Source organism: Sediminihabitans luteus, from assembly GCF_002797595.1.
Taxonomy (GTDB): Bacteria; Actinomycetota; Actinomycetes; order Actinomycetales; family Cellulomonadaceae; genus Paraoerskovia; species Paraoerskovia lutea.
In genome coordinates, this window is record NZ_PGFE01000002.1 from 336391 (window position 1) to 355786 (window position 19396).

18 protein-coding genes are annotated in these 19396 nt (G+C 71.3%); 7 read left to right on the forward strand and 11 right to left on the reverse strand.

Going from position 1 to position 19396, the window contains the following annotated elements:
* Positions 1 to 154: 154 nt before the first annotated feature.
* Both CLV28_RS07605 and CLV28_RS07610 read right to left on the reverse strand, forming a co-directional pair.
* Complete coding sequence (locus tag CLV28_RS07605) at positions 155 to 466, reverse strand: sulfurtransferase TusA family protein (protein ID WP_239073086.1); 312 nt, start codon at positions 464 to 466, stop codon at positions 155 to 157.
* Complete coding sequence (locus CLV28_RS07610) at positions 463 to 1719, reverse strand: cysteine desulfurase family protein (RefSeq protein WP_100422710.1); 1257 nt, start codon at positions 1717 to 1719, stop codon at positions 463 to 465. The genes CLV28_RS07605 and CLV28_RS07610 overlap by 4 nt, the downstream gene beginning before the upstream one ends.
* A 386-nt stretch (positions 1720 to 2105) precedes the next feature.
* Between CLV28_RS07610 and ctaC the strand changes: the two genes are divergently transcribed.
* The 3 genes from ctaC to CLV28_RS07625 are packed head-to-tail and all read left to right on the forward strand — an operon-like array spanning position 2106 to position 5259.
* The gene (gene ctaC, locus CLV28_RS07615) at positions 2106 to 3038 is read left to right on the forward strand and encodes an aa3-type cytochrome oxidase subunit II (RefSeq protein ID WP_100422711.1); all 933 of its coding nucleotides are present in this window, start codon (positions 2106 to 2108) and stop codon (positions 3036 to 3038) included.
* Positions 3038 to 4861, forward strand: a complete 1824-nt coding sequence (gene ctaD, locus CLV28_RS07620; RefSeq protein WP_100422712.1) for an aa3-type cytochrome oxidase subunit I — start codon at positions 3038 to 3040, stop codon at positions 4859 to 4861. Before ctaC ends, ctaD begins: the two co-directional genes overlap by 1 nt.
* The gene (locus tag CLV28_RS07625; protein WP_100422713.1) at positions 4858 to 5259 is read left to right on the forward strand and encodes a cytochrome c oxidase subunit 4; all 402 of its coding nucleotides are present in this window, start codon (positions 4858 to 4860) and stop codon (positions 5257 to 5259) included. The genes ctaD and CLV28_RS07625 overlap by 4 nt, the downstream gene beginning before the upstream one ends.
* A gap of 538 nt (positions 5260 to 5797) precedes the next feature.
* Here CLV28_RS07625 and CLV28_RS07630 read toward each other — a convergent pair.
* The 5 genes from CLV28_RS07630 to ctaE form a co-directional block, all read right to left on the reverse strand.
* Positions 5798 to 6421, reverse strand: a complete 624-nt coding sequence (locus CLV28_RS07630; protein WP_100422714.1) for a superoxide dismutase — start codon at positions 6419 to 6421, stop codon at positions 5798 to 5800.
* Positions 6422 to 6606: 185 nt separating this feature from the next.
* Positions 6607 to 8271, reverse strand: a complete 1665-nt coding sequence (qcrB, locus tag CLV28_RS07635; protein WP_100422715.1) for a cytochrome bc1 complex cytochrome b subunit — start codon at positions 8269 to 8271, stop codon at positions 6607 to 6609.
* A complete protein-coding gene (gene qcrA, locus CLV28_RS07640; RefSeq protein WP_100422716.1) occupies positions 8268 to 9302 on the reverse strand; it encodes a cytochrome bc1 complex Rieske iron-sulfur subunit in 1035 nt (344 codons plus the stop codon). Before qcrA ends, qcrB begins: the two co-directional genes overlap by 4 nt.
* Positions 9299 to 10078, reverse strand: a complete 780-nt coding sequence (gene qcrC, locus CLV28_RS07645) for a cytochrome bc1 complex diheme cytochrome c subunit (RefSeq protein ID WP_100422717.1) — start codon at positions 10076 to 10078, stop codon at positions 9299 to 9301. The genes qcrA and qcrC overlap by 4 nt, the downstream gene beginning before the upstream one ends.
* 49 nt (positions 10079 to 10127) lie before the next feature.
* The gene (ctaE, locus tag CLV28_RS07650) at positions 10128 to 10781 is read right to left on the reverse strand and encodes an aa3-type cytochrome oxidase subunit III (RefSeq protein ID WP_100422718.1); all 654 of its coding nucleotides are present in this window, start codon (positions 10779 to 10781) and stop codon (positions 10128 to 10130) included.
* A 332-nt stretch (positions 10782 to 11113) separates the two neighbouring features.
* Between ctaE and CLV28_RS07655 the strand changes: the two genes are divergently transcribed.
* Together CLV28_RS07655 and trpD are read left to right on the forward strand one after the other, a co-directional pair.
* A complete protein-coding gene (locus tag CLV28_RS07655) occupies positions 11114 to 11542 on the forward strand; it encodes a response regulator transcription factor (RefSeq protein ID WP_100422719.1) in 429 nt (142 codons plus the stop codon).
* Positions 11543 to 11663: 121 nt separating this feature from the next.
* Entirely contained in the window at positions 11664 to 12698 is a 1035-nt protein-coding gene (gene trpD, locus CLV28_RS07660; protein ID WP_239073105.1) for an anthranilate phosphoribosyltransferase, read from the forward strand.
* Between the two features lie 3 nt (positions 12699 to 12701).
* Here the strand turns inward: trpD and CLV28_RS07665 are convergent, their stop codons facing one another.
* The 3 genes from CLV28_RS07665 to CLV28_RS07675 form a co-directional block, all read right to left on the reverse strand.
* Entirely contained in the window at positions 12702 to 12983 is a 282-nt protein-coding gene (locus CLV28_RS07665; protein WP_100422721.1) for an Lrp/AsnC family transcriptional regulator, read from the reverse strand.
* Positions 12977 to 14770 (reverse strand): DEDD exonuclease domain-containing protein, encoded by a 1794-nt coding sequence (locus CLV28_RS07670; protein WP_100422722.1) that lies wholly within the window; start codon positions 14768 to 14770, stop codon positions 12977 to 12979. Before CLV28_RS07670 ends, CLV28_RS07665 begins: the two co-directional genes overlap by 7 nt.
* 75 nt (positions 14771 to 14845) lie before the next feature.
* Positions 14846 to 16651 (reverse strand): AMP-dependent synthetase/ligase, encoded by a 1806-nt coding sequence (locus CLV28_RS07675; protein WP_100422723.1) that lies wholly within the window; start codon positions 16649 to 16651, stop codon positions 14846 to 14848.
* A 201-nt stretch (positions 16652 to 16852) separates the two neighbouring features.
* Between CLV28_RS07675 and CLV28_RS07680 the strand changes: the two genes are divergently transcribed.
* Positions 16853 to 17797, forward strand: coding sequence for an ROK family glucokinase (locus CLV28_RS07680; protein WP_100422724.1), 945 nt, complete (start codon positions 16853 to 16855; stop codon positions 17795 to 17797).
* An 89-nt stretch (positions 17798 to 17886) separates the two neighbouring features.
* On the opposite strand, the gene CLV28_RS07685 is transcribed toward CLV28_RS07680, so the two are convergent.
* Positions 17887 to 18528, reverse strand: coding sequence for a hypothetical protein (locus CLV28_RS07685; RefSeq protein WP_100422725.1), 642 nt, complete (start codon positions 18526 to 18528; stop codon positions 17887 to 17889).
* A 62-nt stretch (positions 18529 to 18590) separates the two neighbouring features.
* Here CLV28_RS07685 and CLV28_RS07690 point away from each other — a divergent pair, with 62 nt between their 5' ends.
* Complete coding sequence (locus CLV28_RS07690; RefSeq protein WP_239073085.1) at positions 18591 to 19382, forward strand: lysophospholipid acyltransferase family protein; 792 nt, start codon at positions 18591 to 18593, stop codon at positions 19380 to 19382.
* The last annotated feature ends 14 nt before the right edge of the window (positions 19383 to 19396 follow it).

Consider the following 19396-nt stretch of genomic DNA (forward strand, 5'->3'; position numbering starts at 1 on the left):
GAAGGCCCCGGTCCCCACGGACCGGGGCCTTCGTCGTCACCGGGCCGTCGTCGTCACCAGTGCCTTCCTCGTCACCAGTGCCTTCCTCGTCACCAGAGATGTCCTCGTCACCGGTGCCTTCCTTCGTCACCGAGCCCGACGACGGTGCGTCATCTCACTGAGCACCGCCCAGCCGCACGGTCACGGACCAGACCCGCGTCCCGTCGTCCGCGGCCGACTCGTCCGTGGCAACGAACGCGTGGCCGCGCATGCGGGCCCAGGCGGGCACGTCGTGGCGGGCGGCGGGGTCGGTCGACAGGACGCTGAGCATCGTGCCCGGCGCGGCGTCGCGTGCTGCGGCCGCGAGCCGGATGACGGGTATCGGGCAGCGCAGGCCTCGCGCGTCGACCACGACGTCGGCCGCGATCTCGGCGTGGACGTCGGCCGTGTCGGCGGGGGAGTGGCCGCCGGCGTCGGGCGTGCTCACAGGCCCTCGACCCCCAGAGCGCTGCGCACGCGCGCGACCGCGCCCGGCAGCACGGCACAGAACCGCTCGACGTCCTGCGACGTGGTCGAGCGGTCGAGCGCGATCCGCACGTTGCCGTGCGTGAGCACGCCCATCGCCGCGAGCACGTGGCTCGGCTCGAGCGTGCTCGCGGTGCAGGCCGACCCCGAGCCGACGGCAAACCCGGCGCGGTCGAGCTCGCCCACGAGCGCCTCGCCGTCGACGTACAGGCACGAGAACGTCACGACGTGGGGGAGCCGGGCGTCCGGGTCTCCCACGACCTCGGTGTCAGGGACCGACGCGGCCGCGCCGCGGATCCGGTCGACCAGCTCCCGGCGGCGTGCGTCCTGGGCCGCGCGGTCGGCGAGCGTCGCCTCGAGCGTCACCGCGGCGGCGAACGCCGCGGGCACGCTCACCCCGCCGGGGAACCAGGGGTCGGCGTCCTCGGGCCAGGTCGCGCGCCACCGCACGCGCGGGCGCACGGCGAGCACGCCGACCCCGGGGACCGAGCCCCAGTCGGCGGGGTCCGCCGCGAGGACGTCCCACGCGCCGTCGACCGGCGAGTGCCCGAGGCTCGCGCCGGCGTCGACCAGGAGGGGGACGCCGGCGGCACGGGCCGCCTCAGCGGCCTCGGCGACCGGCTGGAGGGTGCCCACCTCGCCGTTGGCATGCTGGAGCGCGGCGAGCGCGACGCCCGGGGACGTGAGGGCCGCGACGAACGCCGGCAGGTCGACGCGGCCGGTCGCGTCGACGCGGACCTTCTCGACCGCGCCCGCCTCCACGGTGCCCGCCTCGACGCAGCCCGCACCGGCGGAGCGCCCGTCGGCAGCCCGCGCCTCGGTCGCGGGGGAGACCCCGGGCAGGGGTGCGGCCGCGGCGTTCAGGACCGCCGCGCGCTCGACCGCGGACGCCACGACCCGGTCGCCTGCGCGTCGGCGACCCGACCGCACCGCGGAGACCGCGGCGTGCAGCACGGCGGTGTGCGACGGCGCGAGATGCACGTCCTCGGTGCGCGCCCCGAGCCCTGCGGCGATCGACTCGCGGGCGGCGTCGAGCAGTCGGCGCGCACGTCGTCCTTCGCTGTGCAGACGACGCGGGTCCGCCCACCCGTCGTCGAGCGCCTGGAGGTAGGCCTGCCGCGCCAGCGGGTGCAGGACGGCGGCACCAGCGTTGTCGAGGTGGACGCGCCGCCCGCCGTCCTCGGGCGACGCAGGGCCCGGCGTGGTCTCGGTCACAGGTCCTCCGAAAGGTCGCAGGTCGGGCGGGGCGCGGCCCCGTGCGGGCGGTCGGGACGGGTCGGTGCTCGGGCGGCGGTCCGACGAGCCGCGCGCTGGTGCGCCCCGCGGGGCGTCGTCGGTCGGGTGCGCCCGACGGCGTCGCGCCGCCCCCACGCTATCGGTTTGCGGCAGGCTGGGCTGTTATCTGACACTCGTGCGGAGCGTGTGGCGAAGATGCGCCACGGGTGCGGCGAATGTGACCTGGACCTGGCGCTCGGACGGCGCTTCCGGCGTCGCGGACCCGAATCCCGCGCTAGGCTTCGTGTGTCGAGGACGAAGGTTCTGCGTGGAACTCGTGGAGACGAGTCGCTCCCCACGTCAGGACGTGACGTGAAAGGCGCCCCTTGCGTTCGCATCCCCCTAGCCGCACCCGGCTCGCACTCCTGTCGACGGCAGTCGCCGTCGGTGGTGCAGTGCTGCTCTCCGGTTGTGCCAACGAGTCCGTCCAGCGTGGCTTCCTGCCCGGGTACGACACGGAGGTGACCAACCAGACCGCCCGCATCACCGACCTGTGGGTCGGTGCCTGGGAGGCGGCTCTCGTGGTCGGCCTCATCACGTGGGGCCTGATGCTGTGGTGCATCACCGTGTACCGCAAGCGCAAGGACGACCACCAGCTGCCCGTCCAGACGCGGTACCACATGCCGCTCGAGATCATGTACACGGCCGTGCCGACCATCATGATCCTCGTGCTGTTCCAGTTCACCCACCGGGACATGACCGAGATCCAGGACACGTCGGCCGAGCCGGACGTGAACATCCAGGTCATCGGCAAGCAGTGGAGCTGGGACTTCAACTACGAGGACGACGACGTCTACGACGTCGGCCGCCAGGAGTCCGACCCGGGCTCGCTCGGCACGGCCGACCAGATCGACGCCGCGCCCGGGACGTCGGACACGCTCCCGACGCTCTACCTGCCCGTGAACAAGCGCGTCGAGTTCACGCTCAACTCGCGCGACGTCATCCACTCGTTCTGGATCCCCGCGTTCCTCTACAAGCAGGACATGGTGCCGGGACGCACGAACACGTTCCAGGTCGTCCCCACGCGTGAGGGCGTCTACGCCGGCAAGTGCGCCGAGCTCTGCGGCGAGTTCCACTCGGGCATGCTCTTCAACGTCGCCGTCGTCTCCGAGGAGGAGTACGAGCAGCACATGCAGGAGCTGCGCGACGCCGGCCAGGACGGGCAGATCCCGGTCGAAGGATTCAGCCGACTGCAGCACGAGCCCGAGACGCCCGCCGTCGAGGACTCCGCCGCGGACAGCACGGAAGGTGAGCACTGATGGTCGCGCAGGCCGAAGTCGTCCCCGGTCTGGCCCCCAAGCGCCAGACCCTCGGTCGCACCGTGATCAAGTGGGTCACGTCGACCGACCACAAGACGATCGGGTACATGTACCTGATCACGTCGTTCATCTTCTTCTGCATCGGCGGCCTCATGGCCCTGGTGATCCGGGCCGAGCTCTTCGAGCCCGGGATCCAGCTCGTGCAGAACAAGGACCAGTACAACCAGCTGTTCACGATGCACGGCACGATCATGCTGCTGCTCTTCGCGACGCCGCTGTTCGCCGGCTTCGCCAACGTGATCATGCCGCTGCAGATCGGCGCGCCCGACGTCGCGTTCCCGCGACTGAACATGTTCGCGTACTGGCTCTACCTCTTCGGCGGGCTCATCGCCTCGGCCGGGTTCTTCACCCCGCAGGGTGCCGCGTCGTTCGGATGGTTCGCGTACGCGCCGCTGTCGAACACCACGTTCTCCCCAGGCCTCGGCGGTGACCTCTGGGTCTTCGGCCTCGCGCTCGGTGGCTTCGGCACGATCCTCGGTGCGGTCAACTTCATCACGACCATCATCACGATGCGCGCCCCCGGCATGACGATGTTCCGCATGCCGATCTTCACCTGGAACGTCCTCGTCACGAGCCTCCTCGTGCTCATGGCGTTCCCCCCGCTCGCCGCCGCGCTGTTCGCGCTCGGCGCGGACCGCCAGCTCGGCGCGCAGGTGTTCAACCCCGAGAACGGTGGGGCCATCCTCTGGCAGCACCTGTTCTGGTTCTTCGGGCACCCCGAGGTGTACATCATCGCGCTGCCGTTCTTCGGCATCGTGTCCGAGATCTTCCCGGTCTTCAGCCGCAAGCCGATCTTCGGGTACAAGACGCTCATCTACGCGACGATCGCGATCGCGGCCCTCTCGGTGACCGTGTGGGCGCACCACATGTACGTCACGGGCGCGGTGCTGCTGCCGTTCTTCGCCTTCATGACCATGCTCATCGCCATCCCGACCGGTGTGAAGTTCTTCAACTGGATCGGCACGATGTGGCGCGGCAAGCTCACGTTCGAGACCCCCATGCTCTGGAGCATCGGGTTCCTCGTGACCTTCCTCTTCGGTGGTCTGACCGGCATCATCCTGTCGAGCCCCGCGCTCGACTTCCACCTGTCGGACTCGTACTTCGTCGTCGCGCACTTCCACTACGTGGTGTTCGGCACGGTCGTGTTCGCGATGTTCGCGGGCTTCTACTTCTGGTGGCCCAAGATGACCGGGCGCATGCTCAACGAGCGCCTCGGCAAGATCCACTTCTGGATGCTCTTCGTCGGGTTCCACACGACGTTCCTCATCCAGCACTGGCTCGGTGTCGAGGGCATGCCGCGTCGCTACGCCGACTACGCGAACGAGGGCTTCACCTGGGAGAACCAGCTGTCGACCATCGGTGCGTTCCTGCTCGCCGCCTCGACGCTGCCGTTCTTCTGGAACGTGTACACCACGTGGCGCAACGCGCCCAAGGTCACGGTCGACGACCCGTGGGGCTACAGCCGCTCGCTCGAGTGGGCCACGTCCTGCCCGCCGCCGCGCCACAACTTCGTGTCGCTGCCGCGGATCCGTTCCGAGTCGCCGGCGTTCGACCTGCATCACCCCGAGGTCGCGGCCATGGACCACGCGCAGACCGACCCGGGCATCCTCGAGCAGATCTACGGTGAGGCAGACCGCCGCGGCGAGAAGGCCGTCGCGATCGACCGGGTCACGTCGACCGATGACGAGCCTCGCGCCGACTCGAGCAGCGCCACGATCATCGACGACCAGACCGACGCGTCGGGCCAGGAGGGCACCAAGTGAAGACCGAGATCAAGTTCTTCCTGTTCCTCGCCCCCTTCTTCGTCCTCATGGGCCTGATCTACGGGTTCTGGACGGACTGGCAGGAGCCCGTAGGCCCCTTCGGGATCCTCCTCTCGGGTGCGCTCGTCGCGATGGTCGGCGCCTACCTGTCGCTCACCGCGCGTCGCATCGACGACCGTCCCGAGGACGACCCCGAGGGCCTGATCGAGCAAGGTGCCGGCGACCAGGGCGTCTACGCCCCGTGGAGCTGGTGGCCGCTGGCGATCGGTGCGACCGCCGCGATCGTGTTCGCCTCGCTGGCGATCGGCTGGTGGCTCTTCTACATCGGTGCGGCGCTCGGCGTCGTCGCCCTCGTGGGCTGGGTCATGGAGTTCTCCCGCGGGCAGCACGCTCACTGATCGTGTAGCTCGTCCGACGACGGTCCCCGTCGCCCCCGGAACACCGGGTGGCGGCGGGGACCGTCGTCGTCGTGGACCGGACACCGCGATCCTCGGGTGCCTCGGGTGCCTCGGGTGCCTCGGGTGCCTCGGGTGCCTGCGCGCCTACGGGCCGCCCACGAGAGGCACACAAGCCTGCATCACCGACTGCATCACAGGTCGTCCTGACCGCCTGCATGACCGCCTGCCGACCGCGAGTGCCATCATGCCTGTGTGCCTACTGCTGCGCATGCCCACGAGCCCGTCCGGCCGCCCGATCGCACACGCTCTCCGCCTGGGTGCATGCTGCGCTCCGCGTGGACGTGCCGTCGCCGCACGAGGTGGCGGCCGGATCGCTGGGGCGGCGATGGCGCCTGCGTACACCGGGAGGCAGAACGATGCCCTCAGGGTCAGGGCTGCCCTTCGAGTGCCCGGGGAAGGACGCGGAAGAGCCCGCCAGCAAGCCTGGAAGGCGTGCTGACGGGCTCGTCAGGTGGCCGCCGAGGCAGCCACAGGGAAATCAGGCGGGGACGATGAGCCCGGCCGTCTGCGTGCGCGCACGGGCGAAGCGCTCGCCCGCGTCGTTCCAGTTGACGACGTTCCACCAGGCGGAGACGTAGTCGGCGCGGACGTTCTTGTAGTCCAGGTAGTACGCGTGCTCCCAGCAGTCGAGCAGGACGATCGGCACGAGGCCGAGCGCGATGTTGCCCTGCTGGTCGTAGAGCTGGACGATGATGAGCTTCTGGCCGATCGAGTCCCAGGCGAGGATCGCCCAGCCGGAGCCCTGCACGCCGGCGGCGACCGCCGCGAAGTGCTTCTTGAACGCCTCGAACGAGCCGAAGTCCTCGTCGATGGCCGCAGCGAGGTCACCCGCGGGCTCGCCACCCTCGGGGGAGAGGTTGGCCCAGAAGACGGAGTGGTTGACGTGACCGCCGAGGTTGAACGCGAGGTTCTTCTCGTGCAGGTTCACGGCCGCGAGGTCACCGGACTCACGGGCCTCGGCGAGCTTCTCGAGCGCCGTGTTGGCACCCGTCACGTAGGCCTGGTGGTGCTTGGAGTGGTGCAGCTCCATGATCTGGCCGGAGATGTGGGGCTCGAGCGCGCCGTAGTCGAAGGTCAGGTCGGGGAGCGTGTAGACAGCCATGCGGTGTTCCTCCTGGGTCGGGCCGGCAGCGGCTGCCGGCGTTGTGCTCTACGGGCTCGGGCTCGAAGGCCCGGGTGCGCCGTGAGGTATGACGCAGATGGCCCGCGAGGGCGGCCCCGGACGGGACTGCTCTCGCGGGCCACCTGACTACTGTGCAGGACCAGCTGCGAACTCGCGCGACGGGCTCAGTGCTGGGTCCCGGACGTGATCTCCCCGTGCGACTCGCTCGACCCGAGCTCGTCGTGGTCGCCGTGCGCGTGCGCGGCGGCCAGCTCGGCGGGCGTGACGGGCTCGACGCGGTCCTCGTAGAAGAAGCGCGACAGGCGGGCGAGGCGACGCTCGTTCTTGTACCCCTTGCGGCGGACGCCGCGGGAGTCCGTCGCGGGCTCGATCTCGAGAGGACGGTGCGCGGTGTAGTTGACGCGCAGCCAGCGCTCCTGCTCGTCGAGCGGGCGGTGCACCTCGATGTACTCACCGTTGGCGAACCGCACGATGCGACCGGTCTCGTGACCGTGCAGGACGAGCTCGCGGTCCTTGCGCTGCAGGCCGAGGCAGATGCGCTTGGTCACCCAGAAGGCGAACCACGGACCGACGAAGAACAGGATCCGGAACGCCCAGGTGATCGAGTTGATCGAGAGCGAGAAGTGCGTCGCGATGAGGTCGTTCGACCCGGCGAGCGCCAGGATGATGAACGCCGTCAGGAACGCGACCCCGAGGCCGGTGCGCACGGGCACGTTGCGCGGGCGGTCGAGCACGTGGTGCTCGTTCTTGTCCTTCGTGACTGCGGCCTCGATGAACGGGTAGACGAACAGGAACGTGAACAGCAGGCCCGGGATGATGACCGCGGGGATCAGGATGTTCAGGCTGAGCGTGAACCCGCCGATCACGTACTCGGTCTGGCCGGGCATGAGCCGCAGGGACCCCTCGAGGAACAGCATGTACCAGTCGGGCTGGGCGCCGGCCGAAACGGGGGAGGGGTCGAACGGGCCGTAGTTCCAGACGTTGTTGATCGCCATCGTCGCTCCCATGAGAGCGATGACGCCGAACACGACGAAGAAGAAGCCGCCGGCCTTGGCGACGTACACCGGGAAGAGCGGGAAGCCGACGACGTTCTTGTCGGTGCGGCCACCGCCCGGGTACTGGGTGTGCTTGTGCAGCACGACCATGAGCAGGTGGACGCCCACGAGCGCGAGGATGATGCCCGGCACCACGAGGATGTGGAGCGTGAACAGGCGCGGGATGATGTCGTCGCCGGGGAACTCGCCGCCGAAGATGAAGTACGACATGTACGAGCCGATGATCGGGATCGACTTGACGACGCCGTCGGTGATGCGCAGGCCGTTGCCGGACAGGACGTCGTCGGGCAGCGAGTAGCCCGTGAAGCCGGCACCGAGGCCGAGGATCAGCAGGAGCGTGCCGACGAGCCAGTTGAGCTCACGCGGCTTGCGGAACGCGCCCGTGAAGAACACGCGCATCATGTGCGTCACGATGGCCGCCATGAACAGCAGTGCCGCCCAGTGGTGGATCTGGCGCATGAGCAGGCCGCCGCGCACCTCGAACGAGGTGTGCAGCGTCGAGCTGAACGCCTCGGACATGAGCACGCCGTCCATGGTGTTCGGCGCACCGTGGTGCGTCACGAGCGCCATGCTCGGCACGAAGAACATCGTCAGGAAGAACCCCGAGAGGATCAGCACGACGAACGAGTAGAGGGCGATCTCGCCCAGCAGGAACGACCAGTGGTCGGGGAAGGTCTTGCGAGCGAACTCCTTGACCGCGTGACCGATGCCGGTGCGCTGGTCCAGGTAGTCCGCGGCGCCGGCTGCGGCGCGCTCGGTCGTCGTGGTGGTCACTTGAGACGCTCCCAGTAGCTCGGGCCGACGGGCTGGTCGAAGTCGTCCTGCGCGACGAGGTAGCCCTCGTCGTCGACGGTGATCGGCAGCTGCGGAAGCGGGCGGTGCGCGGGGCCGAACACGACCTTGGCACCGTTCGCGACGTCGAACGTGGACTGGTGGCACGGGCACAGCAGGTGGTGCGTCTGCTGCTCGTACAGGGCCACCGGGCACCCCACGTGGGTGCAGATCTTCGAGAACGCGACGATGCCCTCGTGCGACCAGGTCTGGCCCTTCGGCGACTGGTCGGACTCGATGTCGCGCGGGTCCAGACGGATCAGCAGGACGACGGCCTTGGCCTTCTCCGTGATCCACTCGTGGGAGGTGCGCTCCTCCTCCGAGACGTCGGGGATGACGTGGAAGACCGAGCCGATGGTGACGTCCGCGGCCTTGATGGGCCGACCCGTGGGATCGGTCGCCAGGCGCATGCCCTTCTCCCACCGGGTGTGCCGGAACTTGCCGACGTTCCAGTCGTTGCCGACGCTCGAGACGAGCGGGACGGCGATCGTCAGCGGGAAGAGGGCGAGGGCGGAGAGCGCCGCGCCCTTGAGCACGCCGCGACGGCCGATGCCCGAGTCCTTGACGCCGTCCTGGAGCTTCTGGACGGCGACCTCGCGGACCTCGTCGGGGCTGCGCTGCGCGTGCCGCTCCTCCGAGACCTCGGTGTCCGACATCAGGGTCTTGGCCCAGTGCACGGCCGCCAGGCCGATGCCCAGCAGGGCGAAGGCCATGCCGAGGCCGAGCGTGAGGGTCGAGAACCGCGTGCCGTCAGTCGTGCCGTCGGGACGGAACGCGAAGTATGCGATCAACGAGCCGATGGTGCCGAGGATCGAGATCACGAACAGGACGACGACCTGGAGCTCGGCGCGCTTGTCGGCTGCGGGCTCGTGGTCCGCGCGGCGGTGCTTGTGCTCGGGCATGCCCGGGTCGGCGAAGACCTCCTGCGACGCTCCCGGCGTCGTCAGGTCGGTCGAGTGCTGGTTGTCGCTCATGAGGACTTTGCTCCGATCCAGACCGCGGCACCGACGAGCAGGCCGAGTCCGACGACCCACACCCACAGGCCCTCGCTCACGGGGCCGAGGCCGCCGAGCGTCAGACCGCCGGCAGAGCCCTCGCGCTGCTCCATGAGGTACGCGATGACGTCCCGCTTCTCCTCGGGGGTCACGTTGGCGTCGTTGAAGACCGGCATCGACTGCGGGCCGGTCAGCATCGCCTGGTAGATGTTCGTCGCCGAGGTGTGCATGAGCGACGGCGCGAACTTGCCCTCGGAGAGCGCCCCACCCGCTCCGACGGCGTTGTGGCACATCGCGCAGTTGGTGCGGAAGATCGCGGCTCCGGACGCCGGGTCGCCCTGGCTCGGGTCGACCTGGTCGGCGGTCGGGACGGCCGGACCGTCACCGAGCGACGCGACGTAGGCGGCGAGCTGTGCCGTCTGCTCGGCGTCGAACTGCGCCGGCTTCTCGATGGCCTGGGGACCGTTCATCTGCATCGGCATGCGACCGGTCGAGACCTGGAAGTCGACTGCCGCGGCACCGACGCCGACGAGGGACGGGACGCCGTCCGAGCCCTCCGCGTTGATGCCGTGGCACGTCGCGCAGTTGGCCTGGAAGAGCTTCTTCCCGGTCTCGATGTCCTGGACGTTCGCGCTGTCGGCGCTTGCCGGGGATGGGGCCAGGAGCGCGTACACGCCTCCGGTGGCCAACAGCGCCAGCAGCAGCAGCACGACCGGCGCGAGCCGGTGGTGCCTGCGGGCGGCGAGTGCCTTCACGAATCGATCCTCGTCTCGCAGATGGGGGAGCAGGGGCGGTGGGTCGGGCTCATCGCAGGATGTAGATCACGGCGAAGAGCGCGATCCACACGACGTCGACGAAGTGCCAGTAGTAGGACGTGACGATGCCGGTGGTGGCCTCGTGGTGCCCGAAGTTCTTGGCCGAGAACGAGCGGCCGAGGAGGAACAGGAACGCGATGAGCCCGCCGACGACGTGCAGACCGTGGAACCCGGTCGTCAGGTAGAACACCGAGCCGTACGCGGACGACGAGATCGTCAGGCCGTGCTCGACGAGCTCGGCGTACTCGAAGACCTGGCCGCCGATGAAGAACGCGCCCATGAGGAAGGTGAGCGTGGTCCACTCGTTCATCCCCCACTTGGGGAGGTTCCAGATCGATCCGGTGCGGACCGGCTGGAACCGCTCGGCGGCGGTGACGCCGGCCTGGCACGTGAACGACGACGCGACGAGGACGAGCGTGTTGATCGTCGCGAACGTGAGGTTCAGGTGGTCGCTCTGCGCCGTCCACTCGTCCGTCGGCGTGACCGAGCGGACGGTGAAGTACATGGCGAAGAGCCCGGCGAAGAACATGAGCTCGCTGGCAAGCCAGACGATCGTCCCGACCGAGACAGGGTTCGGTCGGTTGACGCTCACGTGCTGATGGGCGTGGGGGGCAGCAGCCGTTGCGGTCGTCACGACAGCCATTATGGCCGAAGGAGGGGCGGTTTGTGGCACGGAGTGTGGAGGCGGGGCGCGGTGAATCTCACAAACTCTCCTTATTCCCCCTCGAATCCTCTCACCTCGTGACGGATCGAAATGAACTGTCAGGAAACCTCGGCGCGTCCCTCCAGGTGACGTCCGGACACGTCTCAGGGTGCGTCGGCACGGTGACCCGCGGCCCCGTCCGTGCCAAGATGCCGTGAGGCACCGGCGGCGTTCGTGCGCGGGTGCGCTCGACGTTCTTCCCCCCGTCGTGACCGCGGCGGGGCGACGGTGCGAAGGCGAAGGTGACGACGGCGATGACGGCGACAGAACCGATGACGACCACGACGGGCGCGACGGGAGCCGCCACGGCCCGCGCGGACGGTGCCCCCGCGCCCCGCGTCCTGCTCTACAGCGACGACGCGACGGTGCGCGCCGCGGTGCGCGCGGCCGTCGGCCCGCGCCTGCGGGCGCACGCGCCCGAGATCGTGTGGCACGAGGTCGCGACCGCGACCGAGGTGGTCGCCCGGGCGGACGCCGGCGGCTGGGACCTGCTCGTGCTCGACGGCGAGGCCGACAAGGTCGGCGGCATGGGTCTGTGCCGTCAGCTCAAGAACGAGATCTACCGCTGCCCGCCCGTGCTCGTGCTCACGGGTCGGGCCCAGGACGGCTGGCTCGCGTCGTGGTCGCTCGCCGACGACGCCGTCCCCCGTCCGCTCGACCCCCTGATCCTGCAGAAGTCCGTCGCAGCCCTGCTGGGCTGAGGCGTCCCACCCACGAGAGGTCCTCACCGTGTCATCCCCGTCCCCGCAGACCCAGGTCACGACGACGCCCACCACGAGCGACCACGACGCGGGCGCGCGTGCGGACTCGTGGCCCGACGTCCTGACGGACCTCGTCGCGGGTCACGACCTGACGGCGGCGCGGGCGGCGTGGGCCATGGACCAGGTCATGGCGGGGGAGGTCGCACCGACGCTCCTCGCCGGGTTCCTCGTCGCGCTCCGGTCCAAGGGCGAGACGGTCGAGGAGCTCACCGGTCTCGCCGACACGATGCTCGCGCACGCGCGTCGTTTCACGGTCGAGGGCCCGAGCGTCGACATCGTCGGTACGGGCGGTGACCGTCACCGGACCGTCAACGTGTCGTCCATGGCCGCGTTCGTCGTGGCCGGTGCCGGCCTCCAGGTGGTCAAGCACGGCAACCGCGCCGCGTCGTCGGCGTCGGGATCGGCCGACGTGCTCGAGCAGCTCGGGATCCGGCTCGACCAGACGCCGGAGCGCGTGCAGGCGATCGCCGGCGAGGCCGGGATCACCTTCTGCTTCGCGCAGGTGTTCCATCCCTCGTTCCGGCACACCGCCGCCGCGCGCAAGGACCTCGGGATCGCGACCGCGTTCAACTTCCTCGGCCCGCTCACGAACCCCGCGCAGCCGCGCGCGACGGCCGTGGGATGCGCCGACGCGCGCATGGCCCCGCTCATGGCGGGCGTCCTGGCCTCGCGCGGGGGCTCGGCGCTCCTGTTCCGCGGCGCCGACGGCCTCGACGAGCTCGCCGCGACGAGCGTGTCGTCGGTGTGGGAGGTCCGCGACGGCCGGGTCGTCGCGGGCGAGCTCGACGCGGCGGCCGACCTCGGCCTGGACCGCATCACGATCGACGACCTGCGCGGCGGGTCCGCGAGCGAGAACGCCCAGGTCGCGCGCGACGTGCTCGCGGGCGCGACCGGCCCCGTGCGTCAGACGGTGGTGCTCAACGCCGCGGCGGCCATCGTGGCGGACGGTCGTCTCCCGGGCACCGTCGAGGGGCCGCTCGTGGCGCGCCTCGAGGCGGCGATGCGGATCGCCGAGCGCAGCATCGACGAGGGCGCGGCCGCAGCGACGCTCGAGCGGTGGGCGCGGGCGTCGTCCGCGGACTCGGCGTCGTCCTGAGCGTCAGTCGTCGAGGCCGAGCGCGAACGCCTGCTCGAGGTCGACGTCGGAGTAGGCGCGGAACGCGATGAACGTCTCGGTGCGGACCACGCCCCGGACCTTGCTCAGCCGGTCGGCGATCACGTCCGCGAACTCGTGGTGCTCGCGCACGCGGATCATCGCGACGAGGTCGGCCTTGCCCGTGACGGAGTAGACCTCGCTGACGCCGTCGATCGCGGCGACCTCGGAGGCGACCTCCGGGATGCGGTCGGGGTCGGTGTCGATCAGGACGATGGCGGTCAGCACGGTGCCTCCTGGGTCTCGGTGTCGGGCGACGTCGCCCTGGCTGCCAGGGTAGCCGTGGCGGGGCGTGCCGCGGCGACCGCCGCGGCGACGTCACGGAACCCCTGGGCCGAGCGCACGGGCGACGTCCACGGGTCGCTCACGGCGACGAGCCGGACGCCGGGCTGCTCGAGCCAGTCCTGCACGAGCGCGGCCTCGTGCGGGTGGCACGCCGGGGCGGGCGGCACGGGCGCGGGGACGTCGTCCGCGGTCAGGCGCAACGCGTCGACCAGGGGCAGGGGGTCCGTGCCCCGCGGTGCGACGGCGGTCGCCGCGAGCCGCGCGTGCCGGACCACGACGAGCTCCCACCCGCCGTCGTCGGTCGCCCGGGCGGCGACGAGCTCGCGGCACGCCGCGAGCGGGCGCAGGCCCTGGGCACGCGCCGCGCCCGTGAGGAAGGCGCCGAGGCGGCGGGTCACGTCCCCGGCCTCCTCGAAGCGCTCGCCGTCGGCGAGGGCGTGGATGTGGCGGGCCAGGGTGCGGACGACGAGCGACGGGTCGCCCGTCATGACCTCGCGCGCGGTCGCCGCGACGTCGCCGTAGGCGGTGTCGGCCTCGCGCGTCGTGCAGGGCGCGCTGCACCGTCCCATCTCGGCGAGCACGCACGCGCGCGCCGACGGCGAGGCGGTGCGCGGCAGCCGCGCGGTGCAGCGCCGCAGGTCGACCGCGTCGTGCACCGCGTCGATCGCGTCCTGGGCGGTCCGGCGCGAGGCGAACGGCCCGAGGTAGGCGGCGCCGGGGGAGTCGCGCACGGTCCGCACGACCGAGAGGCGGGGGTACGCCTCGTCGGTCAGCCCGACCCAGGACATCCGTTCGGGGAACTTCGACCGACGGTTGTAGCGCGGCGCGTGCTCGGTGATGAGCCGGAGCTCGCGCACCGCGGCCTCGAGCGGCGTCGCGCACTCGACGGGGCGCACGGAGGTCGCGATCTGGACCATCTCGGTGATCCGCCCGCGCTTCTCGGCCGCCGTGAAGTAGCTGCGCACGCGGCGTCGGATCGAGACCGAGGTGCCGACGTACAGCACCTCGTCGTCCGGCCCGAGGAACTGGTAGACGCCGGGGCCGTCGGGGAGCCCGTCCGCGAGGTGTCGCTTGCGCCGCACCGCGGCGGGCACCGGGTCGGCGGCCGTGGCGAGGTCCTCCAGGTGCGTGACGCCGAGGGGGGCGAGGCGGGCGAGGAGGGCGTGCAGGACGTCGACCGTGGCACGCGCGTCCGACAGGGCGCGGTGGTCGGGGGAGACCTGCGCCCGGAAGAGCGCGGCGAGGGTCGCGAGCTTGTGGTTGGGAGCCTCGTCGCGCGTGACGACGCGACGCGCGAGCCGCACGGTGTCGACCACGGTCGGTGCGGGCCACGCGTACCCGGCGGCCGCGGTCGCGGCCTTGAGGAACCCGACGTCGAACGGGGCGTTGTGGGCCACGAGCACAGCCCCGCGGGCGAACTCGAGGAAGCTCGGGAGCACCGCCTCGACGCGCGGGGCGCCGACGAGCATCGCAGTGCTGATGCCCGTGAGCCGGGCGACGAAGGCGGGCACGGGCATGCCCGGGTCGACGAGCGTCTGGAACTCGCCGAGCACCTCGCCACCGCGCACCTTGACGGCGCCGATCTCGGTGATCCCCGCGTCCGCGGGCGAGCCGCCCGTGGTCTCGAGGTCGACCACCACGAACGTCACGTCCTGCAGGGGCGTGCCGAGGTCGTCGAGGGTCGGCTGGACGTGCGTCGGTCGGACGCCGGTCGGGGACTGCGCGGGCATGCGCGCGAGACTACGGGCGACCACTGACGGTCGGTCGCCGACGGACGACGCCGGGGGCGCCGTCCGTCGGTGCGGTCAGTGGTCGACCGGGGCGTAGATCTCCTCGATCTGCGCCGAGAAGTCCTTCGTGACGAGGTTGCGCTTGACCTTGAGAGACGGCGTCAGGTAGTCGTTCTCGATCGTGAAGTCGGTCGTCAGGATCGAGTACTTGCGGATCGACTCGGCCCGCGAGACCGCCTGGTTCGCGCGCGCGACCGCCTCGTCGAGCGCGGCACGCACGTCCGGGTCCTGCGCGGCCTGCTCGACCGTGAGCAGGCCCTTGCCGTGCATCGAGCACCAGCCGGGCAGGCCCTCGGGGTCGATCGTGATCAGGGCACCGATGAAGGGCTTCTGGTCGCCGACGACCACGCACTGGCTCACGAGCGCGTGCGCACGGATGCGGTCCTCGAGCACCGCGGGGGCGACGTTCTTGCCGCCCGCGGTCACGATGATCTCCTTCTTGCGGCCCGTGATGCGCAGGAACCCGTCCTCGTCGAACGACCCGAGGTCGCCCGTGCGGAACCAGCCGTCCGTGAACGCGGCCTCGGTCGCCTCGGGGTTGTTCCGGTAGCCGCGGAACACGTGGTGCCCCTTGAGCAGGATCTCGCCGTCGCTGTCGAGGCGCGCCGCGCAGCCCGGCAGCTGCTGGCCCACGCTGCCGACCCGCAGCGCGGCGGGTCGGTTGACCGAGGTGGGTGCGGTCGTCTCCGTCAGGCCGTAGCCCTCGAGGATGGTCACGCCGTTGCCGCGGTAGAAGTGGCCGAGCCGCTCGCCGAGCGGCCCGCCGCCGGACACGGCCCAACGGGTCTGGCCACCCAGCGCCGCGCGCAGCTTGGAGTAGACCAGGACGTCGGCGAGCTTGTGCTGGGCGTTGAGCCAGAGGCTCGGGCCGCGGTCCGTGTCGAGCGCGCGCGACCAGGCGATCGCGATCTTCGCGGCCCAGTGGAAGATCTTGAGCTTGCCGCCCGCGGCAGCCTTCTGCTCCGAGGAGTTGTAGACCTTCTCGAACACGCGCGGCACCGACAGGATGTACGTCGGGCGGAACGACGCGAGGTCGTCCAGGAGCGTCCTGGTGTCGGGCGTGTGGCCCAGGACGGTGCCGCCGGCGACGACAAGCACGCCGATGAACCGCGCGAACACGTGCGCGAGCGGCATGAACAGCAGCGTGCGGCTGCCCGGGCCGAAGACCTCGGGGATCTCCTCGACCGCGTTGACCGCGAGCGAGTAGAAGTTCTCGTGCGTGAGCTCGGCGCCCTTGGGGGTCCCGGTCGTGCCCGAGGTGTAGATGATCGTCGCGACGTCCGCGAGGTCCGCGAGGCCGCGACGTCGCTCGATCTCCGCGTCGGGGACGTCGACGCCGGCAGCGACGATCGCGTCGATCGCGCCGTCGTCGATGGTCATGACCGTCTCGAGCGTCGGGACGTCGTCGCGCACCTGCGCGACGGTCCCGGCGTGCTCGGTCGTCTCCGTGACGAGCAGACGCACGCCGGCGTCCGACAGGATCCACAGGACCTGCTCGGCGCTCGACGTCTCGTAGAGCGGCACGGGGATCGCGCCCGCGGACCACGCGGCCCAGTCGAGCAGCGTCCACTCGTAGCGCGTGTGCGACATGATGCCGACCCGGTCGCCGGGCTCGATGCCGAGCGCGACCAGGCCCTTGGCGACGGCACGCACGTGCTCCTCGAACTCGCCCGCGGTCACGGGGGTCCACGCCCCGCCGTCCGCGCTGAGGGTCTCGATCATGGTCGCCGAGGGGTCGGCGGCCACCCGCTCTGCGAGGAGGGTGCAGAGGTTGCTCGAGGGGTCCACGTCGACACGACGTGGTGTGCTGAACTCGTCCATGCTGGCTCCAGTGGCAGTGGTCGACGGCTGCCGCGAATCCTACTCGGTGACCCTGCATGCTCCGTCACCGCTCGAGTCGGTAGGCTCTCGGTGCGGGCGCGCGGACGTCACCCTGCCGGGCGACGCACCGTCCGCGACTTCTGAGCACCAGCAGCGCCGGCCCGTCCGTGACGGGTCCGGGCCACGACAGTGAGGACGCACATGCACGCCATCGGGGTCGACATCGGCGGGACCAAGATCGCGGCCGGTGTCGTCGACGACGAGGGGCGGATCCTCGCGTCGGTCCGTCGGGAGACCGACGCGGACGACGTCGCGGGCATCGACGCGGCCGTCGCCGACGCCGTCAACGAGCTCGCCGCCGACCACGAGGTCGGTGCGGTGGGCCTCGCGGCCGCCGGGTTCGTGAGCCCCGACCGCACCGCGGTCAACTTCGCCCCGAACATCGCGTGGCGCGAGTACCCGTTGGCCGAGAAGGTCGGCGCGCTCGTGCGCGCGGACGTGCCGATCGTCGTCGAGAACGACGCGAACGCCGCCGGCTGGGCCGAGTTCCGCTACGGCGCGGGGCGCGAGGCGACCGACATGCTCATGCTCACGGTCGGCACGGGCCTGGGCGGGGCGGTCGTCGTCGGCGGCAACCTCGTGCGGGGCAAGTGGGGCGCGGCGGCCGAGGTCGGCCACATGCGCGTCGTGCCCGGCGGGCACTACTGCGGCTGCGGCCACGAGGGGTGCTGGGAGCAGTACGCCTCCGGCAGCGCGCTCGTGCGCGACGGCCAGGCGAGCGTCGTCGCGCAGCCCGCGCGCGCCGCGCGGCTGCTCGAGCTCGCGGGCGGGGTGCCCGGCGACCTGCAGGGTCCGCAGATCACGGAGGCCGCGCAGGGCGGTGACGCGCTCGCGATCGAGCTGCTCGCGAACCTCGGCCGGTGGATCGGCGAGGGCTCGGCGTCGGTCGCCGCGCTGCTCGACCCCGAGGTCATCGTGATCGGTGGTGGCGTCGGGGCGGCCGGGGACCTGCTGCTGCGCCCCGCCCGGGCCGCGTTCGCCGAGCAGCTCTCGGCGCTCGGGCACCGGCCCGAGGCGCGCATCGAGCTCGCGGAGCACGGCAACGAGGCCGGCATCGTCGGCGCCGCGGACCTCGCCCGGCAGTAGTCGCAGCACGGAACGGACACCGCACGGAACGGACACCGCACGGCCCGGACGCCGCGCGTCCGGGCCGTGACCGGGCGACCCGGGTGCGCTCAGACGACCGCGCCCGGGTCGTGGTCCTCGGGGTCGCGCCGGTGCGGCATGCGCCACACGAGCACGCCCACCCCCGCGACGAACCCCGCACCGCAGAGCTGGGCGACGATCCGCGGGAACGGGTCCGCGAGCACTGCGGTCACGAGCAGCACGAGCGGCGTCACCGCGACCAGGCCCCACGCGAGCGTGAGCAGCGGGTCGCGGCCCGTGAGCGCGGGCGGCTCGGGCGGTCGGAAGTGGCTCTCCTCGTCCTCGAGGTCCTCGACCTCCGGGGTCGTGGGGTAGTCGCGCGGACCGCTCGCCTGCACCCAGGGCGCGACCGGGAACCCGCCCGGCCCGGTGCGGCCCGACGGCGGCGGGACCGCGGGGGCGACGTCCGCCCCGGGAAGGTCTGCCCCGGGAAGGTCCGCCCCGCGGACGTCGCCGAGCTCGGCGACGATGTCGGCCCACCGGGACTCGACGTCGAGGTCGTCGTCGGCCGCGCGGCCCTGATCACTCGGACCCGCGCTCGGGCTCGTGCTCGGGCCCGTGGGCGCGGCCGGGGGCGCGTCGGTGGTGTCGGACGCCGCAGCAGGGGTCTCGTCGGGCTCGCCGGGCGAGTCCGCGCCGGGCTCGGGCTGTCCAGCATTCGGTGGTGCCATGGGTTCCACTCTAGAGTCGGAGGGCACGTCCCGTACGCCGCGGGTCGATCCGAGGAGGCACGGTGTTCTACTGGTGGATGAAGCAGGTGCTCGTCGGGCCCCTGCTGCGGTTGATGTTCCGCCCGTGGAACCGGGGTGTCGAGAACGTCCCCGCCGAGGGCGGCGTGATCCTCGCGAGCAACCACCTCGCGGTGATCGACTCGTTCGTGCTGCCGCTCGTGCTCGACCGCAAGGTGCAGTTCCTGGGCAAGTCGGACTACTTCACGGGCAAGGGCGTCAAGGGACGCCTCACGGCGGGGTTCATGCGCGGCATCGGGACGATCCCGGTGGACCGCTCGGGCGGCAAGGCGAGCGAGGCCGCGCTCAACACGGGCCTGCGGGTGCTCGACGAGGGCGGCCTGTTCGGGATCTACCCCGAGGGCACGCGCAGCCCCGACGGGCGGCTGCACCGGGGCAAGACCGGGGTCGCGCGGCTCGCGCTCGAGTCCGGTGCCCCCGTCGTGCCCGTCGCGATGATCGGCACGGGGGAGTCGCAGCCCATCGGCAAGCGGATCCCCAAGCCCATGCGCATCGGCGTGGTGCTGGGCGAGCCCCTGGACTTCAGCCGGTACAAGGGCATGGAGGACGACCGCTTCATCCTGCGCGCGGTGACCGACGAGATCATGTACGCCGTGATGCGGCTCTCCGGCCAGGAGTACGTCGACATCTATGCCGCGACGGCCAAGGCGCGCATGGCCGCCGGCCACCCCACCGCGCAGCCCCCGGCCGGTGCGGTCGCCCCCGGTGGTCGGCCCGCTCCTGACGTCCAGGTTCCGGAACCGCCCGAGGAACCCGAGCGACCGTCGGTAGACTGAGGATCCGCAGATCA

What these genes read in the sequence shown, in the direction of transcription:
- ctaD (WP_100422712.1), top strand. Translation starts at nt 3,038, where the DNA reads ATGGTCGCGCAGGCCGAAGTCGTCCCCGGTCTGGCCCCCAAGCGCCAG.
- CLV28_RS07630 (WP_100422714.1), bottom strand. Translation starts at nt 6,421, where the DNA reads ATGGCTGTCTACACGCTCCCCGACCTGACCTTCGACTACGGCGCGCTC.
- qcrA (WP_100422716.1), bottom strand. Translation starts at nt 9,302, where the DNA reads ATGAGCGACAACCAGCACTCGACCGACCTGACGACGCCGGGAGCGTCG.
- ctaE (WP_100422718.1), bottom strand. Translation starts at nt 10,781, where the DNA reads ATGGCTGTCGTGACGACCGCAACGGCTGCTGCCCCCCACGCCCATCAG.
- CLV28_RS07655 (WP_100422719.1), top strand. Translation starts at nt 11,114, where the DNA reads ATGACGACCACGACGGGCGCGACGGGAGCCGCCACGGCCCGCGCGGAC.
- CLV28_RS07670 (WP_100422722.1), bottom strand. Translation starts at nt 14,770, where the DNA reads ATGCCCGCGCAGTCCCCGACCGGCGTCCGACCGACGCACGTCCAGCCG.
- CLV28_RS07675 (WP_100422723.1), bottom strand. Translation starts at nt 16,651, where the DNA reads ATGGACGAGTTCAGCACACCACGTCGTGTCGACGTGGACCCCTCGAGC.
- CLV28_RS07680 (WP_100422724.1), top strand. Translation starts at nt 16,853, where the DNA reads ATGCACGCCATCGGGGTCGACATCGGCGGGACCAAGATCGCGGCCGGT.
- CLV28_RS07685 (WP_100422725.1), bottom strand. Translation starts at nt 18,528, where the DNA reads ATGGCACCACCGAATGCTGGACAGCCCGAGCCCGGCGCGGACTCGCCC.